Here is a 16986-nt window from a genome sequence, read left to right on the forward strand (position 1 = left end):
ATGGGCGGAAAAGTGTCAAAGAAAAACAGACAGCTATTGACAATAATTGGATTATGTGTTCTCCTAATAGCATTGATAATTGTATTTTTTGTGGCAACAAAGCATAAGGACAATAGTGAAAAAAAGGAAGAAGCAGGGAATAATATAGAGCTGTATTCAATAAAAGAATCAGATATTGCAGAGCTTCATTTCAAGAACAGCATGGCGGAGCTGACATTTGTGAAAAACAAAAATAAGTGGGTGTTAAAGGATGATACCAAATACAGCCTTGATCAGAGCAAGGTGGAGACTCTTGTAAGTGATGTAAAAAAGATGTCTGCTACAAGCGAAGTCACATCAAATTGCACCGATTTGTCACAGTACGGACTTAAAGAACCAGCTTTACAGGTCGATATTACAGATAAAGACGGCAATAAAAAGACATTGACGGCAGGAGATGAGTCAGTTGCAGGTGAAGGACGATACGCTTACATTGACAATGATACAAAGAAAGTGTACATGGTAGAGTCTGCTTTTACATCTGATTTTGAAACTACCAAAAAGGAATTAAAGGCTGAGGCAACTGCAGCACCGACGGCAACATCAGCAAAATAGTCATTTTTTATCGGTATATCTGACAATGAATGTCAGGTGTACCGGTGATTATAGTTTTTAGAATTAATAAGGCGGGAATGGAAAAGATGAAAAAGAACAATAAAGGAAAATTAAATAATAAAAAGCAGGTGCTTATCATAATAGCTGTGATAAGCATCATGGTTTTTATATGTATAGTGTTACAGGCTTATATTGAGGGATATTTTGGCGGTAAAAAGAAGAGTGTAAAAACACAGACACAAAATACAATAAACCGTGAAAAAGATGGCAGCAAAGCTGATAGTAACGATAATAAAAGTTCAAAAACAAAGAACACAAAAAATGTTAAAAAAAATAATACTGCTAAAAATAAAAGAAAAAAACATAAGAAAAGGAGGGTGGAACACATAGCTGCACATCCTGAAAGCAGTAAATCTATAAGGGTGCTTATTACAAATAGTAATTTTTCTGATATGTTTCACAAAAAGATAAAGCTTACATCTTCAAGCAGTTTTTATGTAAAGGTAAATAATAAGACAAAGAGTTATGCGGCTGGAAAAAAGGCAGTATTTAATGCAAGTGACAAAAAATTAAAAGGGAAAAAGATAGTTGTAGGTTCTTACAATGGTGCAAAGATAAAAGTGCTTAATATAAAAAGGCAGAATATACACCCTGAGTATCGTGGAACTATGACAATAAAATATAAATCAAAAGGACTTCTGCTTACAAATACACTTCCTATAGAGCAGTATCTTTATGCGGTACTTCCAAGTGAGATGTCAACCTCAAATCCTATGGAGGCACTTAAAACACAGGCGGTATGTGCAAGAAGTTATGCATACAATCAGATAAAATCCGGAAAATATGCTGAGTATGGTGCAGATGTTGATGATAGTGTTGCCTGTCAGGTATATAACAACATTCCTGAGGACAAAAGGTCGAGAAAAGCTGTTGACGGGACATTTGAGAGAGTTATGAAAAAATCAGGGAAAGTCGTAACTGCTTACTATTTTTCAACATCGTGGGGTTATACGGCTGACGGTCAGGATGTGTGGAATACACCGTCAAAAATATCATATCTTGACAGCCGGTTTCAGATTACGGCAAGATCCAGAAGAAAAACAGGAATAAAAGGATATAATCTGTCAAATGAGCAGATTTTCAGAAACTTTATAAATAATGAGAGTTGCACAACATATGACAGTAAAGAAGAATGGTACCGCTGGTCCGTAAAGATTAAGGAAAAAAGCTTAAGAAGCCGTATAGATTCAGCTTTGAGTTCATGTTATGTGTCAAATAATGCAAATGTCCTCACTAAGCTGAAAAATGGAAAATACAAATCAAGGTCAGGTTTTGTTACGGGAAAGATAAAGAGTATTGAGATAACAAAGCGTGAAAAAAGCGGGATGGCATCAGAGATTATAATAAGAGGAAACAAAAACACTTATAAAGTATGTAACCAGTATAACATAAGAAAAGTGCTTGCTCCCGTAAGTGAGACGATAAAGCGAAGATATGGTACAGACATGGCAGGTTATTTTATGCTTCCAAGTGCAGCATTTTACATAGATGCAGTATCAGGCGGATTTAAGATAACCGGAGGAGGTTTCGGACATGGAACAGGTATGAGTCAGAGTGGAGCCGGCAACATGGCAAAGCAGGGCTTTAACTACAGACAGATATTAAATCATTATTTTTCAGGAGTTAAAGTGACAGCGTTGAAAGGTTATTGATAGTAGTATTTGAAATATTGCATAAAAATTATAAGGCAGACTTTACGGTCTGCCTTATGTTTTTGATATGATTTTAATTATATTTTTGAATTGTTTGTCAGCTTTTTTTGCTTTTGCCGGTATTTTTTTTCGAGCAGATGATTTAACATACCTCCAAGAAAAAGTATATACATACAGGCATACAGCCACAACATCAGCAGAGCCATAGTAGTCATTGGTCCATAAAATTTTGAGTAATTATTGATGTTGTTTACATAAAAAGAATAGATGTATGAAAAGATAAGCCAGCCGGCACTTGCCACAAGTGCTCCGGGAATCTGGTGCGTAAATGTTGCTTTGCGGTTTGGAAGTATTACATACAACAACCAGAAAAACAAAAATAAGACCAAAAAGCTTATGACAGCTCTTACATTTATAATAGAAGCAAGAGGCTTTTCAGTAAATGGAAAATGCTGTCTGATATAATAATACAGTTTATTTCCAAATACGATAACTGTAAGTATTACAACAATGAGAATCGCAAAGACTACCGTATAAAAAAAGGAGTAGATGCGTATTATTATATAATTTCTTGTCTCATCAAGGTTATAGACTGAATTAAGACCCTGGATAAGTGATAAGAATGCCTTTGAGCCTAGCCATATGGCAACAATGATTGTAGCTGACAGTACGGCACCAGTCTGCACATTATATATTTCATTTATTATACTGCCAAGATAATTTCTAAAGTATTCCGGGACGAGTGCAGATGCAGTTTTAAGGAGCATGCTTTTGGTAAATGGAGTGTACCGGAAAAGCGACAGTAAAAACATGAAAAAAGGGAAAAAAGAAAGAATCATAAAGAAAGCCGCCTGCCCTGCAAATGCAGATAAAGCAGCTTTCTTAAAGTGATTCATAAGTCTGTTAATTTTTGCATATAAATAACTAAACTTTGAGAGTAAAGTTCTGTTATCCGAAATATCAATTATTTTTTTATTTTTCATAAAAGCTGTTCCTTTAAGTTATAATCGTGTTATATAATTTTATTCAACAGGCGTTATAAGACTGTAATCTCCTGACAAAAGGGTCTGTATAAGATCATTTTCAGTCTTTATATCGTACTCTGTGATTATACCTCCGAGAGCGAGGTCTTCTTTTTCGTGAAAATCACTTCCTGATGTCATGATAAGGTCATGTTCATATGCCCAGGCATAAGTTTTATCATTGTTGCTGTCGTGGCGTGGATTGCCGTTGAAAACTTCGGCACCGTCAAGAAGTGCAGGATTTACCGGTTCGCAGTAGGCTCTATTTGGATGAGCCTGAACGATAAGTATATTTTCATTGTGACATATTTCAGATAATTCTTCGAGGGAAAGATTGTATAAAAAAGGATGTGTATGGAAAAAGTCTTCGTTTACACCGTATAAAAGATAGTCATTGGGACTTTCCGTGAGTGTTACCTCACAGCCGAGCAATACATTTATATCATATGTTTCTGCACAGCCAAGAGCTGTTTTGTATCCTTTTAAAAAATGTGAGGTGACTTCGTCAGGAGTTTTTGCACCGTTTTTTTCAAATACCCATTTGCTGTAGTGGTCGGTTATAACAACGGTATCATATCCTGCTTCTTTATACATTTTTATTACATCCTGTGCGCAAATATGTGCACAGGGACTTGTTTCGCTTGTGTGTGTGTGCATCTCAACTTTCATATCCGTATCAGCCTCCAATAAGCAATAAATTAGTAGTAATTCATAGTATAGCATTATGCGGCGGGCAAAACAACTATTATCTATTTGAAAAAAATGCATAAAATAATAAAAAAATCATTTTTTTAGTCGATTTTATGCTAAAATATATAAAAAGATTTTTAGGAGGAATAAAAAATGCATAGTTTTCAGGAAGTTTCAGTTGATTACATGGATATGAATCCGTTTAAAAAAATAGGAAAGGACTGGATGCTTGTTACGGCAGGTGATGAAGAAAAAGCAAATTCGATGACTGCTTCATGGGGAGCAGTAGGAGAGATGTGGGGAAAGGATTCTGTCTTTGTGTTTATAAGACAGAGCAGATTCACAAAAGAGTTTATTGATAAAAAGGGTAAGTTTTCACTTAGTTTTCCGGGAGAAGAATACCGCAGGGATATGAAATATCTTGGTACAGTTTCAGGAAGAGACGAGGATAAGATGAAAGCGGCAAAAGTAAAAGTTGATTATTGTGATGGAGTACCTTATATTGACGAAGCAAATATGGTATTTATCTGTGAGGTAATGTCAAAGACTGATATAGAACCGAAAGATTTTCTTGATGAAACTATTGACGAAACATGGTATAAAGATAAGGACTACCATACTATGTATATAGCAAAAATCACAAAAATACTTGCAAGATAAGGCAGAAATACGACATAAAAATGGCAAAATAAGCCGAAATAAGGCAGGTATGTTAAATGTCTCATTTTTGGGGTAAAAGGTTTCGCTTTTGTTGTGTATTATCTTTTTAAAGATTAAAATACAATATGAATTGTGAACAAGATGTGAATGAATAATAATCACATTGTAAAATATTACACTAGATCATGATATGATAAGGGAGGAAATTTTATGTATTTCAGTAAATTTGCAAAAAAAGTATTGGCAGTAGCCGTCGCAGTAGCCGTTACTGCAAGCTCAGTTGTAGCAACACCAAGCACAAAGAAAGCCGATGCAGCAAGTTATAAAGCTTATCTTTGTCTGCAGACAGCGAAGTTTACATTCAGAAATCAGCATGACGATGCAAAGTTTTCAAACAAACTTCAGAACACGACAAACAAATTGTCAAAAAACAGTGTAAAGTTTAAAGACACCACAATGAAAAAAGGTAAAAAGACATACACTGTTCAGCTTACAGGACTTAATAAATGTATCGCAAAAGACAAGACATTCAATACACTCTATGTAGATACAAATATTAAAGGAAAAGACAAGAAAAAAGTTACTGTTACAAATGTAAATGTTTTCTTTGACGGAAAGAAAGTTAAGACTATCAAAAAAGGAGTTTTAACACCTGATCCTGGTCAGACAGACGGATTTGTACAGCTTCAGATCATCAATATGTGGAACAGCCGTGTTGCCAAATTTAAGTACACTATGCCAAAGAAAACCATAAAGGTGACATATACAGTAAAGATTAAATAGTTACTGCTTGTACACGAACTTGACAATGGCATTTAAAATTGTAGTGTATATTGAGTGATATATTCTACATAAAAATAAAAGCGTTAAAGTGGAGGAAAAGAATATGAGACTTTCAAAATTAACTAAAAAAGGAGTGTCAGTTGCATTAGCACTCTCAATGGTAGTAGCAGGAACAGCCGGAATGACTCAGAAAGCCAGTGCTGCAAAGAAATTTAAGACATATGTTATGTTTTCAGATGATAAGTGGAAAGTAACTGCAAATATGAATACAGCTAAGGGAGAGTATGACTCACCAAAGACTATTAAAGCTAAAAAAGGAACACAGAATGTTTCAATGACTCTTACAAAGAGTAAGCTTAAAACAGGAGCAAAAGAGAAAACATCTAAAGCAAGTGTATTTTGTGTAGATATTGAAAATGCGATGAAAACATATAAGCCAAGCCAGATTAAAATTTCAAAGGTAAAGATTTATGTTGACGGCAAAGCTATAAAAGTAAAGGCTAACAAGCTTAAACAGGGATATCTTGAGAAAGATCAGAAGAACAATAAATTCCGTCTTGAGATTTTTAATGTATATGGTAAAGGTGGCACAGGTGCTAAAAAGGCAAATTATCCTGTAGATCCTAATAAATTAAAATTTAAGAAGAGCCTTAAAGTAAGCTTCAAGCTCACATTTAAGAAATAGTTAAGAGTGATTTTTAAGAAGATTTTATGAATTAAGATTATAGGTACTTAAGCTTTTGTAATGATAATATTACAAAGTGTATTTTGGAAATGGATTGTCAGTAGGATTATATATTCATATGGCAGTCCATTTTTCTTGCATAATAATGAGTATAGTATTAAAATAAGAAAGCTGCATCCATGAAAGATGTTTATTGCAAAATTTATTATGTATGAAAGTAGGAGAGATATATGTCAGAACAGGGAAAATTTTTAGAAGAATTAGAGGCAGTCAAAAGTATTGCAGCTTCGCAGGATAATAAGCTTACAAAAGATGAAGTGAAAAAATATTTAAGTGATTTAGAACTGTCTGATGATAAAATGGAACAGGTCTATTATTATCTTTCCCTTGCAGGAATAGAGGTTGAGGGATACAGATTTGTGCCAAAAGCAGTTGACTTGCAAAGTAATGAAAGTGATAAAAATGAAGATAAAGAGCTTTCGGATGAGGAAACCGAATCTGAAAAGCATAATGATAAAAAAGAAAACAATACTTCTCCAAAGGAGTTGTCAAAAAAAAGAGCAGAATATAACAATAAACTTTATATGGATGAAATAGGAAAACTTGACTATTATGATGACGCTGAAGAGAGAAATCTGATTCAGAAATTTATGGATGGTGATAAAAATGCCAGGAATAGATTTGTAGAGAACAGGCTTGCACAGGTAGTAAAAATCGCACGCAATTATGCAGACAGGGAGAATGTCAAAAAAGGGATAACAGGGATGGATGAACTTATTGCTGAGGGAAATGTAGGATTACTTGAAGCAATATCCGTGATAGAAGAAAATAAAAAGAATTTTGTTGATAATAATGTTCCAAATTTTGACAGTATAGATGGTGCTATATATATGGAAGTTACAAATGCGATAGAATCTTTGTTAGACACGGTGACTTCGGATAAAGATTGGGAATCAGCAGTTCTCGCACGCACAAATCTGCTCAATGAAGCGGCAAAGTATATGACTGAGGAGATGGGAAGGGTTCCGACAAAAGAGGAATTGTCAGAATATACCAAAATTCCTGTTGATGAGATAAGAGGAATAATGGGATTGTCAAAAGACACACAGCGTATTGCTGATACCACACCGGGTCATAAATCAATCTGACCGCATTGGCATACTACAGCAGTAAGATATAGTAAATAAAGGGTGTCCACAATATTTTGTGATTTATTGAAAAATAAACACAATATATTGTGGACATTTTTTGGCCCAGGTGCTATAATAAGTCTTGCGTTCTTTGAGAGAGTCATGTTGTATATGTGGAATACATATATAAATGCAGGTCAGGAAAAGAACATAGGGTCATGTAGTTATTTGACTATACATGACTGCATAGATTGGAGGAAATATGATGATGAAGGTAATCAAGAGGGATGGCAGAGTCGTTGATTATGACCGCAATAAGATAATTGTTGCGATCCAGAAAGCCAATGCGGAAGTTGATAAAAACGAGCAGGTAAATGAGGAGAAAATAGACTCTATTGTTGCCGGAATAGAGAACAAGCATGTTGACAACATGATGGTTGAGGATATTCAGGATATGATAGAGCAAAAGCTCATGAGTGAGGGAAAATTTGAACTTGCAAAGAAGTATATAATCTATAGATATACAAGAGAGATGGTCCGCAGGGCAAACACTACTGATGATTCCATCATGAGCCTTATAAAAAACAGCAACAAGGATGTAATGGAAGAAAACTCAAATAAAAATGCATATATAGCATCGACACAGAGAGATCTTATAGCCGGTGAGGTATCGAAAGATCTTACAAAGAGAGTACTTCTTCCAGAGAAGATAGTAAAAGCACATGAAGAAGGAATACTTCATTTTCATGATATGGATTATTTTCTTCAGAGCATATTTAACTGCTGCCTTATAAATATAGGCGATATGCTTGAAAATGGTACGGTTATGAACGGCAAACTTATTGAAACACCAAAGAGTTTTCAGGTTGCGTGTACGGTCATGACACAGATAATCTCGGCGGTTGCAAGCAGTCAGTACGGCGGGCAGTCAGTTGATATAAGACACCTCGGAAAATATCTCAGAAAGAGTCATGATAAGTATGAAGCTCATTATAGACAAAAATATGGAGATACTATTACAGAGGATGTACTTGAGGAGTTTGTAAATGACAGGCTTATGGATGAATTAAAGTCGGGTGTGCAGACTATCCAGTACCAGATAAATACACTGATGACTACAAACGGACAGTCACCTTTTGTGACACTTTTCCTTAATCTTGATAAGGATGATCCTTACATAGAGGAAAATGCCATGATAATAGAAGAAATCCTTAATCAGAGAATAGAGGGTATCAAAAATGAAAAAGGTGTGTATGTTACACCGGCATTCCCTAAACTTATATATGTACTTGACGAACATAATTGCCTTAAAGGAGGTAAGTACGATTATCTTACAAGACTTGCAGTTAAATGTTCGGCAAAGAGAATGTATCCTGATTATATTTCAGCTAAGAAAATGCGTGAAAATTATGAAGGTAATGTATTTTCATGTATGGGATGCAGAAGTTTCCTCACACCTTGGAAAGATGAAAACGGAGAATATAAGTTTGAGGGACGATTTAATCAGGGAGTTGTCAGCATAAATCTCCCGCAGATAGCAATAATAGCCCAGGGCGATGAGGAAAAATTCTGGACATTGCTTGAAGAAAGACTTGCCTTATGTTTTGATGCACTTATGGCAAGACATCATGCACTTGAGGGAACATTATCAAGCGTAAGTCCTATCCACTGGCAGTATGGGGCAATAGCAAGACTTGGAAAGGATGAGCCTATAGACAAACTTTTACATGACGGGTATTCAACTATATCACTCGGATATATAGGTGTGTATGAAACAACAAAGCTTATGACCGGAGTAAGCCATACAAATCCAAAGGGAACAAACTTTGCACTCAGACTCATGAAAAGATTGAGACTTGCGTGTGATACATGGAAACTTGAAACAGGTATAGGATTTGGTCTTTACGGAACACCTGCAGAGAGTCTTTGCTACAGATTTGCGGAGATAGACAAAAAGAAGTTCGGTGTTATAAAAGATGTGACGGATAAGGGATATTACACAAATTCATATCATGTGGATGTGCGTGAAAAGATAGATGCATTTGAGAAGTTTAGATTTGAGAGCCAGTTCCAGAAAATCTCATCAGGCGGTGCTATCTCATATGTTGAGATACCAAATCTCAGAAATAATCTTGAAGCACTTGAGGATGTTGTTAAATTCATATACGAAAATATACAGTATGCTGAGTTTAACACGAAATCAGATTACTGTCATGTGTGTGGATATGACGGAGAGATAATCATAAATGATGATCTTGAATGGGAGTGCCCGCAGTGTCATAATAAGGACAAGAACAAGATGACGGTTATCAGAAGAACCTGTGGTTATCTTGGAGAGAATTTCTGGAATGTCGGAAAGACTAAAGAGATAAATTCAAGAGTACTTCATCTGTAAAATTCAAGAGCTGCCTATTACTTTTGGTTGATGGGGCTCTTTAATCAGGTGCCGGTGGTGAACATGGCACCTGATTGTGCGTAGCACAAATTTTATATGAGTAAGTAGCGAAGCAGATTACAAATATCCTTAAAAAGAAAGGGATGGATGACGGTAATGAATTATGCGGATATAAAAAGGATAGATGTTGCAAACGGACCGGGAGTGAGGGTATCCTTGTTTGTGAGCGGCTGCACACATCACTGTAAGGAGTGCTTTAATCCGGAAACATGGGATTTTGGCTATGGAAAGCTTTTTGATGAGAAAGCCGAGGACGAGATAATACAATATCTTAAGCCTGATTATATAAAGGGGCTTACGCTTCTTGGAGGTGACCCAATGGAAAAAGTCAATCAGGAAGCACTTATCCCTCTGCTTGAAAAAGTAAAAAAAGAATATCCTGACAAGTCCATATGGTGTTATACGGGATATGATTTTGAAAATGACATAAAAGAAAATATGCTTGAAAACTGCGAAGTGACAAAAAAGTTTATGTCATATATAGATGTTTTGGTTGATGGTGAGTTTAAACTTGAACTTAAGGATTTAAATCTTGTGTTCAGGGGTTCATCAAACCAGAGGATAATCATGGTAAAAGAGTCACTTGAGAGTGGAAATATCATTTTGTGGAAAGAACCTGAGAGATAAAATATAAGATATTTAAAAAATAATCTTGAAATTTTTTGGGTAATTGGTTACAATAGTTTATAGGTAGGTTTGTGCAGAAGAGAAAATATCGTAAAAGATATTGATTTTTAGCGAAAGCCTGCATTCAAATGATTAATTGTCGGACCGGTTTTTCCAGTCGGACAAATTATAAAATTTATATTTAGGAGGAATTTTAACATGGCAGTTAAAGTTGCAATCAATGGTTTTGGACGTATCGGACGTCTTGCATTCAGACAGATGTTTGGTGCTGAAGGTTATGAAGTAGTAGCTATCAACGATTTGACAAGCCCTAAAATGCTTGCTCATCTTTTAAAGTATGATTCATCACAGGGTAAATATGAGAAAGCTGATACAGTTTCAGCAGGTGAAGATTCTATCACAGTTGATGGAAAAGAAATCAAAATCTACGCTTTCCCAGATGCAAACAATTGTCCATGGGGCGACCTTGATGTAGATGTAGTTCTTGAGTGCTCAGGTTTCTACACATCTAAAGAAAAGGCTCAGGCTCATATCAATGCAGGCGCAAAGAAAGTTGTTATCTCAGCTCCAGCTGGTAACGATCTTCCTACAATCGTTTACAATACAAACCATGAGACATTAAAGAAAGGTGATCAGATCATCTCAGCAGCATCTTGTACAACAAACTGTTTAGCTCCAATGGCTGACGCACTTAACAAGTTTGCTCCTATCGAGTCTGGTATCATGGTTACAATCCATGCTTACACAGGTGATCAGATGACACTTGATGGTCCTCAGAGAAAGGGTGACCTCAGAAGATCTCGTGCAGCAGCAGTAAACATCGTTCCTAACAGCACAGGTGCTGCAAAAGCTATCGGACTTGTTATCCCAGAGCTTAACGGAAAACTTATCGGATCTGCTCAGCGTGTTCCTACACCAACAGGTTCTACAACAATCCTTACAGCAGTTGTAAGAGGAAAAGATGTAACAGTTGACGGAATTAACGCAGCTATGAAAGCAGCAGCTAACGAGTCATTTGGTTACAATGATGAAGAGATCGTTTCTTCTGATATCGTAGGAATGAGATTTGGTTCACTCTTCGATGCAACTCAGACAATGGTAAACAAAGTAGCTGATGACCTTTATGAGGTTCAGGTAGTTTCTTGGTATGACAATGAGAACTCTTACACATCTCAGATGGTAAGAACAATCAAGTATTTCTCAGAGAACTGCTAATCATTGCGATTTAGAGATTGTTCTCCGAACAATCAAATACTTCTCAGAGAACTGCTAATCATTGTGATTTAGAGATTGTTCTCCGAACAATCAAGTACTTCTCAGAGAACTGCTAGTCAGCTAATGTGACTGGTTGTTTTAAACAATCAAGTACGGATATGATCCATATACGGGTCCGGTCTTTTAGAGGACCGGGCTCGTTTTTCTTTATTATATGATAATTGCCTATGTTGCAATAATTAAAATAAAGAAGATAAAGATAATAATTAAAGAATAGGTGTTTGCAATATAATCATTATATATGGTTGATTGTGCCATGAAGCAATAAGTATATGATAAGTTTTATGGTTACCTATAATAATAAATGTGAGAGGAGTTTTTTATGTTAAATAAAAAATCTGTTGATGATATCAACGTAAAAGGAAAAAAAGTTTTAGTTAGATGTGATTTCAATGTACCATTACAGGATGGAAAGATTACAGATGAGAACCGTCTTGTAGCTGCACTTCCTACGATTAAAAAGCTTATCGCTGACGGTGGAAAGATTATTCTTTGTTCACATCTTGGTAAGCCAAAGGGAGAGCCAAAGCCTGAGCTTTCACTTGCACCAGTAGCAAAGAGACTTACTGAGCTTCTCGGACAGGAAGTTAAATTTGCGGCAGATGCTAATGTAGTTGGAGACAACGCAAAGGCAGCAGTTGCAGCTATGAATGACGGAGATGTTATCCTTCTTGAGAACACTCGTTACAGAGCAGAAGAGACAAAGAACGGAGAGGAATTCTCAAAAGAGCTTGCTTCACTTTGTGATGTATTTGTAAATGACGCATTTGGTACAGCTCACAGAGCTCACTGCTCAAATGTTGGTGTTACAAAGTTTGTTAAGGGTGACTGTGTAGTTGGTTACCTTATGCAGAAAGAAATTGATTTCCTCGGAAATGCAGTAAACAATCCTGAAAGACCATTTGTAGCAATTCTTGGTGGAGCTAAGGTTTCTTCAAAGATTTCTGTTATCGAAAACCTTCTTGATAAGGTAGATACACTTATTATCGGTGGTGGTATGGCATACACATTTATGGCAGCTCACGGTGAGGAAGTTGGTAAATCACTTCTTGAGGAAGATTACAAAGACTATGCACTTAAGATGGAGAAAAAGGCTGAGGAGAAAGGTGTTAAACTTCTCATCCCTATCGATACAACAGTAGCTGATGATTTCTCAAATGACGCAAACTTCAAGGTAGTAGGTCGTGGAGAAATTCCTGCTGATATGGAAGGACTTGACATCGGACCTAAGACAGCAGAGCTTTTCGCAAATGCAGTTAAAGGTGCAAAGACAGTAGTATGGAACGGACCTATGGGATGTTTCGAGATGCCAAACTTTGCAAAAGGAACAATCGCAGTAGCAGAAGCTATGGCTGAACTTAAAGATGCTACAACAATCATCGGTGGTGGTGATTCAGCAGCAGCTTGCAATCAGTTAGGATTTGGTGACAAGATGACACATATCTCTACAGGTGGCGGAGCTTCTCTTGAATTCTTAGAGGGTAAAGATCTTCCTGGTGTAGTAGCAGCAGACGATAAATAAGAAACCGAGCACCAAAAATGTGTGCAGAAATGAGGATAAAAATGGCTAGAAAGAAAATTATTGCCGGCAACTGGAAAATGAACAAAACTCCTAGTGAGGCAGTTGCATTAGTAAATGAATTAAAAGATTTAGTAAAGAATGATGAAGTTGATGTTGTATATTGCGTACCTGCAATCGACATTGTGCCTGTAGTAGAAGCTACAAAGGGAACAAATGTAGAAGTAGGTGCTGAAAATATGTACTTTGAGGAGAGCGGAGCTTACACAGGTGAGATTTCTGCTGCAATGCTCGTAGATGCAGGTGTTAAATATGTTATCATCGGACATTCAGAGCGTCGTGATTACTTCAAAGAGTGTGATTGCTTACTCAACAAGAAAGTTAAGAAAGCATTTGAAGCAGGTCTTACACCAATCCTTTGCTGCGGTGAGTCACTTGAGCAGAGAGAGATGGGTGTAACAATGGACTGGATTCGTCTCCAGATTAAATCTGACCTTGCAGGAATCACAGCAGCTCAGGTAAAGAGTATGGTTATCGCATATGAGCCAATCTGGGCAATCGGAACAGGAAAGACAGCTACATCTGATCAGGCACAGGAAGTATGTAAAGGAATCCGTGACTGCGTTGCAGAAATGTATGATGAAGCAACAGCAGAAGCTGTACGCATCCAGTACGGCGGATCTATGAATGCAGGAAATGCAGCAGAATTACTTGCAAAACCTGACATTGATGGTGGTCTTGTAGGTGGAGCAAGTCTTAAGGCTGATTTTGGAAAGATTGTAAACTACAAATAAGTTCTAAATTTCATTATATATTAGTGCATAAAGCACAATAAAACGCCACTAAGCACATCAAAACTTTGGGGATTATTAACATTGTAATGTGTTTGGTGGCATTTTATATTTGCTGTAATATCACTTATAAATATCACTTTATCACTTGTCTTTTTTGAGTTTTTAAAAAGTGATACTTTTGGTTTTTGAGTGATAGTTGCTTATAAAAGAAAGTGATAAACTTCCTTAGAATTTTTACTTAATTTAATCTTATTGGCTTTTTTCATATAAGCTTTATTATCAGCTTTAATAAGAGTATCATGTTCAGCAATCTGTTTATCAATATTATTATTCTTACCTTTAATTGAAAACAGATTTTGCAGTTTACCCGATGTTTTATCTATAATACTTTGAAGAACGGTAAGCTTTCTTGCAATCCAATCTATTTCCTGTTTAGTATCAGAGGATTTAGATTTTTTTGAAGACTTATTATTTGAAGAAGATGTGGAAGGCTTATATTGAATTTTAGAGAGTTTAGATTGTTGCAATTTATAATCTTGTTGTAATTGCTTCAGATTTGTATCAGTTTGTTTTTTTGCATCTTCTAAAGCTTTACGTGTTTTTGCAACTTTCTCTTGCTGTTTGTCCCATTTTTTATATTTTTTGCTGTTTGTATCATAAGTGTATGTACTATGTCCATTACTTCCAGTACCATTTATATCATTTGAAGTTCTAGTTTCAGTTGTGATACGTGCTGATGCTTCTAATTTCCATGATTGTCTTAAAGCCTTAGTGAGTTCATTTTGAGCTTCAAGCTTTAATTTAACGGAATTAATAAAATTGTTTACATCTTTTTGATATTCCTTACCTAAAGAATTAATAAGAGTAGAAGTATTTTTCCTAATTTTATTAGCAAGAGTGGCATTTGTCATTCTCTTTAAATTTGCAGCTTTTAAAAAATTATCAGCATCCTCTTTAGTCATCTGACTAACTTCGTTTGTTACTTTTCTAACAACTTTAGTTATTTTACCATAAGCAATTTGTGCATCTACTATTTCTTCTGCATTAACAATGCCAACATCTTTAAGTGCATTAATTACATAATTGCGAGTCTCGTTTGTTACACCTTTAATACTTTGTTGACTGCTTGTATATTCGCTAATAAGACTTTCAAATGATGATTTTTTGGCATCTTTTGATGACTTTGGATCAACAACAGTATTTCTAAAATCTGTGTAACCTTTAAGTCTACGAATTCCTTCTGGCAATCCTTGTAATGTCTTTGTTGATACAACACCATTTTTCTGCATTTCAGTAAAAGCGGATGTGAGATTACCTATATCATCAATAAATTGACCAATTCTATCGTCAAGATTTGTCGTGTTAAGGATTTCTTGACGAACTTTTTCGAGAGAAAATTCTTTTGCAAGAGAATTAAGTTTAGAAAAATTACTAAGACTTTCTTTATCGAAAGTGCCATCAAGTGCAGATTTTTGAAGAGATTTTTTATCTGAAGCCTTGAGTGATGACCATGCGGAATCGAAAGTTATTTTTGGTGTTTCTATTTTTTGTTTTGAGGTATTTTGAGTATCTTTAATCCATTTTTCATACCATTTTGAAAATTTAGTAGATGTAGCCATAAAATCATCAATAGCTTTTTCTAAATCCTCATCAGACAAAGTACCGTCTGCTAACATTTTTCCAATGCTTTCATCATTTTTTGATTCTTCAATCATCTTTTGACGATATTCTTCAAACGAATCGAGTGAATCAATATTTATTTTTGAAAGTTCGTCATTTGAAAATTGACTATAAGATATCCAAGAATTAACCAAACTATTTGCTGCATCTTGTTGGTTGTCTATATACTGTAAATATTTATCTCTTTGGGAAATCAACCCAGCATATAAATCTGTTGCTCTTTGACCATTCTGTTCAAGAACATCAATCATAGATTGTAAGTAGTCAGCTTTTTCTTGAGCACCCTTTAGTTCATTATAGTCATCATCCCATGCATCAGTGATAAACACTTGTTGATTAAATGGATTTAATCCACCTGTTTGTACGTTATTTTTAAATCCTGCATTATGCAAAATATCAATTGTTTCTTTTTCTTTTTTCCCAACATAAGCATATCCATCAAATACAAGATAATTATCATCACCAGCAGCTTTATCCGTTGACTTCTTTGAATTGTTATAATTAGCTGTCGCTGTTTCATATGCATTTTTTGCTTCTTTTTCTGATATTTCATCCAATTTAGAGATTTCATCATCCAATTTACCATTTACTAAATCAAGATTGGATGCTTGTACACCAACTAAATCGGCAATATCATTTTGGAGTTCTTTTATTTCTTTTCTGCCATCTACATCTAAATTTCCTGATGTCTTTAATTCCTTATATTTAGAAACAAGTTCATCTAATGATTTTGCTTCTTCTTCATTTTTCTGTACTTTTTCAGTTGTATCAGAAAATGCTTCGTCAGCCGCTTCAGATGCTCTTTTTGCAGAGTTTATAAGTTTGTCTAATCCTTTAACTGCTAACATTAAGGCGGCTGTAAATCCAAGAGATATAGCAGTGTTTAATGCTGTTTGAGCAAGTGTTAATCCAATAGTAGATTGTTTTGCAACATTTTGAGCATTTTTTAGTCCTTCAACAGAACCCTTACTCTTATTTAAACCAGAAAAATACAGTTTTGTATTACTGTCAGCATCTTTAATGATTCTATTAAAGGTTTCCTGATTTGTACAACCATGTGCTACCGCATTGTTCCAATTTCTTAAAATCTGAAGTTGATCTTTTGAAATAACGGAATTACTTGACTGGAATATTGACTTTATTCCACCAGAAATACCGTTTTGAGAGAAACCTTGTTGCCAATTTGTTTTATAAGTATTCCAATCCTTATTGAATAAAGATAATGTTTTTCTAGTGCTATCAACAGAACTGTCTTTTGTTTTAAATATCATACTATTGTTAGCAAAGGTATTGTTTGAGGATACCATATCAATCATTTGTTTGAGGAATGATTGTTGCTTGTTTTAAAATTATGTGATAA

The 16986-nt window shown here is 35.3% G+C and carries 14 protein-coding genes; 11 read left to right on the top strand and 3 right to left on the bottom strand.

Features of this window, described 5'->3' with window-relative positions:
* The gene (locus DW721_RS02230) at positions 1-594 is read left to right on the top strand and encodes a DUF4340 domain-containing protein (RefSeq protein WP_118744661.1); all 594 of its coding nucleotides are present in this window, start codon (positions 1-3) and stop codon (positions 592-594) included.
* An 86-nt stretch (positions 595-680) separates the two neighbouring features.
* Positions 681-2306, top strand: coding sequence for a SpoIID/LytB domain-containing protein (locus tag DW721_RS02235; protein ID WP_182436173.1), 1626 nt, complete (start codon positions 681-683; stop codon positions 2304-2306).
* Positions 2307-2383: 77 nt separating this feature from the next.
* Here DW721_RS02235 and DW721_RS02240 read toward each other — a convergent pair whose 3' ends face one another.
* Both DW721_RS02240 and DW721_RS02245 read right to left on the bottom strand, forming a co-directional pair.
* Positions 2384-3289 (bottom strand): YihY/virulence factor BrkB family protein, encoded by a 906-nt coding sequence (locus tag DW721_RS02240; RefSeq protein ID WP_118744663.1) that lies wholly within the window; start codon positions 3287-3289, stop codon positions 2384-2386.
* Between the two features lie 39 nt (positions 3290-3328).
* Complete coding sequence (locus DW721_RS02245) at positions 3329-4096, bottom strand: PHP domain-containing protein (RefSeq protein WP_118744664.1); 768 nt, start codon at positions 4094-4096, stop codon at positions 3329-3331.
* Positions 4097-4171: 75 nt separating this feature from the next.
* Here DW721_RS02245 and DW721_RS02250 point away from each other — a divergent pair, with 75 nt between their 5' ends.
* The 9 genes from DW721_RS02250 to tpiA all read left to right on the top strand — a co-directional run bounded on the left by DW721_RS02250 (position 4172) and on the right by tpiA (position 13946).
* On the top strand, positions 4172-4678 hold the full coding sequence (locus DW721_RS02250) for a flavin reductase family protein (protein ID WP_022014207.1): 507 nt from the start codon (positions 4172-4174) through the stop codon (positions 4676-4678).
* 210 nt (positions 4679-4888) lie between these two features.
* Positions 4889-5461, top strand: a complete 573-nt coding sequence (locus DW721_RS02255) for a hypothetical protein (protein ID WP_022014208.1) — start codon at positions 4889-4891, stop codon at positions 5459-5461.
* A gap of 103 nt (positions 5462-5564) precedes the next feature.
* Entirely contained in the window at positions 5565-6146 is a 582-nt protein-coding gene (locus DW721_RS02260; protein WP_118744665.1) for a hypothetical protein, read from the top strand.
* Positions 6147-6376: 230 nt separating this feature from the next.
* Positions 6377-7294 carry a sigma-70 domain-containing protein gene (locus DW721_RS02265; protein WP_118744666.1) on the top strand — a complete coding sequence of 306 codons (918 nt, stop codon included), beginning with the start codon at positions 6377-6379 and terminating at the stop codon, positions 7292-7294.
* 250 nt (positions 7295-7544) lie between these two features.
* Positions 7545-9671, top strand: coding sequence for an anaerobic ribonucleoside-triphosphate reductase (nrdD, locus tag DW721_RS02270; protein ID WP_055945582.1), 2127 nt, complete (start codon positions 7545-7547; stop codon positions 9669-9671).
* A 156-nt stretch (positions 9672-9827) separates the two neighbouring features.
* Entirely contained in the window at positions 9828-10358 is a 531-nt protein-coding gene (gene nrdG / locus DW721_RS02275) for an anaerobic ribonucleoside-triphosphate reductase activating protein (protein ID WP_022014212.1), read from the top strand.
* Positions 10359-10556: 198 nt separating this feature from the next.
* Positions 10557-11573: a type I glyceraldehyde-3-phosphate dehydrogenase gene (gap, locus tag DW721_RS02280; RefSeq protein ID WP_055943667.1), complete on the top strand. Its 1017-nt coding sequence runs from the start codon at positions 10557-10559 to the stop codon at positions 11571-11573.
* A gap of 382 nt (positions 11574-11955) precedes the next feature.
* Positions 11956-13155, top strand: coding sequence for a phosphoglycerate kinase (locus DW721_RS02285; RefSeq protein WP_022014214.1), 1200 nt, complete (start codon positions 11956-11958; stop codon positions 13153-13155).
* A gap of 41 nt (positions 13156-13196) precedes the next feature.
* Entirely contained in the window at positions 13197-13946 is a 750-nt protein-coding gene (gene tpiA / locus DW721_RS02290) for a triose-phosphate isomerase (RefSeq protein WP_118744667.1), read from the top strand.
* 200 nt (positions 13947-14146) lie between these two features.
* Here tpiA and DW721_RS02295 read toward each other — a convergent pair whose 3' ends face one another.
* Positions 14147-16942 carry a hypothetical protein gene (locus DW721_RS02295; protein WP_147355373.1) on the bottom strand — a complete coding sequence of 932 codons (2796 nt, stop codon included), beginning with the start codon at positions 16940-16942 and terminating at the stop codon, positions 14147-14149.
* Positions 16943-16986: the final 44 nt, after the last annotated feature.

Origin of the sequence: Clostridium sp. AM27-31LB (genome assembly GCF_003480745.1) — a bacterium.
GTDB lineage: Bacteria > Bacillota > Clostridia > Lachnospirales > Lachnospiraceae > Butyribacter > Butyribacter intestini.

Excerpts from the sequence above, each read along its gene's own strand:
- DW721_RS02230 (WP_118744661.1), top strand. The coding sequence starts at position 1 with ATGGGCGGAAAAGTGTCAAAGAAAAACAGACAGCTATTGACAATAATT.
- DW721_RS02235 (WP_182436173.1), top strand. The coding sequence starts at position 681 with ATGAAAAAGAACAATAAAGGAAAATTAAATAATAAAAAGCAGGTGCTT.
- DW721_RS02240 (WP_118744663.1), bottom strand. The coding sequence starts at position 3,289 with ATGAAAAATAAAAAAATAATTGATATTTCGGATAACAGAACTTTACTC.
- DW721_RS02245 (WP_118744664.1), bottom strand. The coding sequence starts at position 4,096 with ATGCATTTTTTTCAAATAGATAATAGTTGTTTTGCCCGCCGCATAATG.
- DW721_RS02250 (WP_022014207.1), top strand. The coding sequence starts at position 4,172 with ATGCATAGTTTTCAGGAAGTTTCAGTTGATTACATGGATATGAATCCG.
- DW721_RS02255 (WP_022014208.1), top strand. The coding sequence starts at position 4,889 with ATGTATTTCAGTAAATTTGCAAAAAAAGTATTGGCAGTAGCCGTCGCA.
- DW721_RS02260 (WP_118744665.1), top strand. The coding sequence starts at position 5,565 with ATGAGACTTTCAAAATTAACTAAAAAAGGAGTGTCAGTTGCATTAGCA.
- DW721_RS02265 (WP_118744666.1), top strand. The coding sequence starts at position 6,377 with ATGTCAGAACAGGGAAAATTTTTAGAAGAATTAGAGGCAGTCAAAAGT.
- nrdD (WP_055945582.1), top strand. The coding sequence starts at position 7,545 with ATGAAGGTAATCAAGAGGGATGGCAGAGTCGTTGATTATGACCGCAAT.
- nrdG (WP_022014212.1), top strand. The coding sequence starts at position 9,828 with ATGAATTATGCGGATATAAAAAGGATAGATGTTGCAAACGGACCGGGA.
- gap (WP_055943667.1), top strand. The coding sequence starts at position 10,557 with ATGGCAGTTAAAGTTGCAATCAATGGTTTTGGACGTATCGGACGTCTT.
- DW721_RS02285 (WP_022014214.1), top strand. The coding sequence starts at position 11,956 with ATGTTAAATAAAAAATCTGTTGATGATATCAACGTAAAAGGAAAAAAA.
- tpiA (WP_118744667.1), top strand. The coding sequence starts at position 13,197 with ATGGCTAGAAAGAAAATTATTGCCGGCAACTGGAAAATGAACAAAACT.
- DW721_RS02295 (WP_147355373.1), bottom strand. The coding sequence starts at position 16,942 with ATGATTGATATGGTATCCTCAAACAATACCTTTGCTAACAATAGTATG.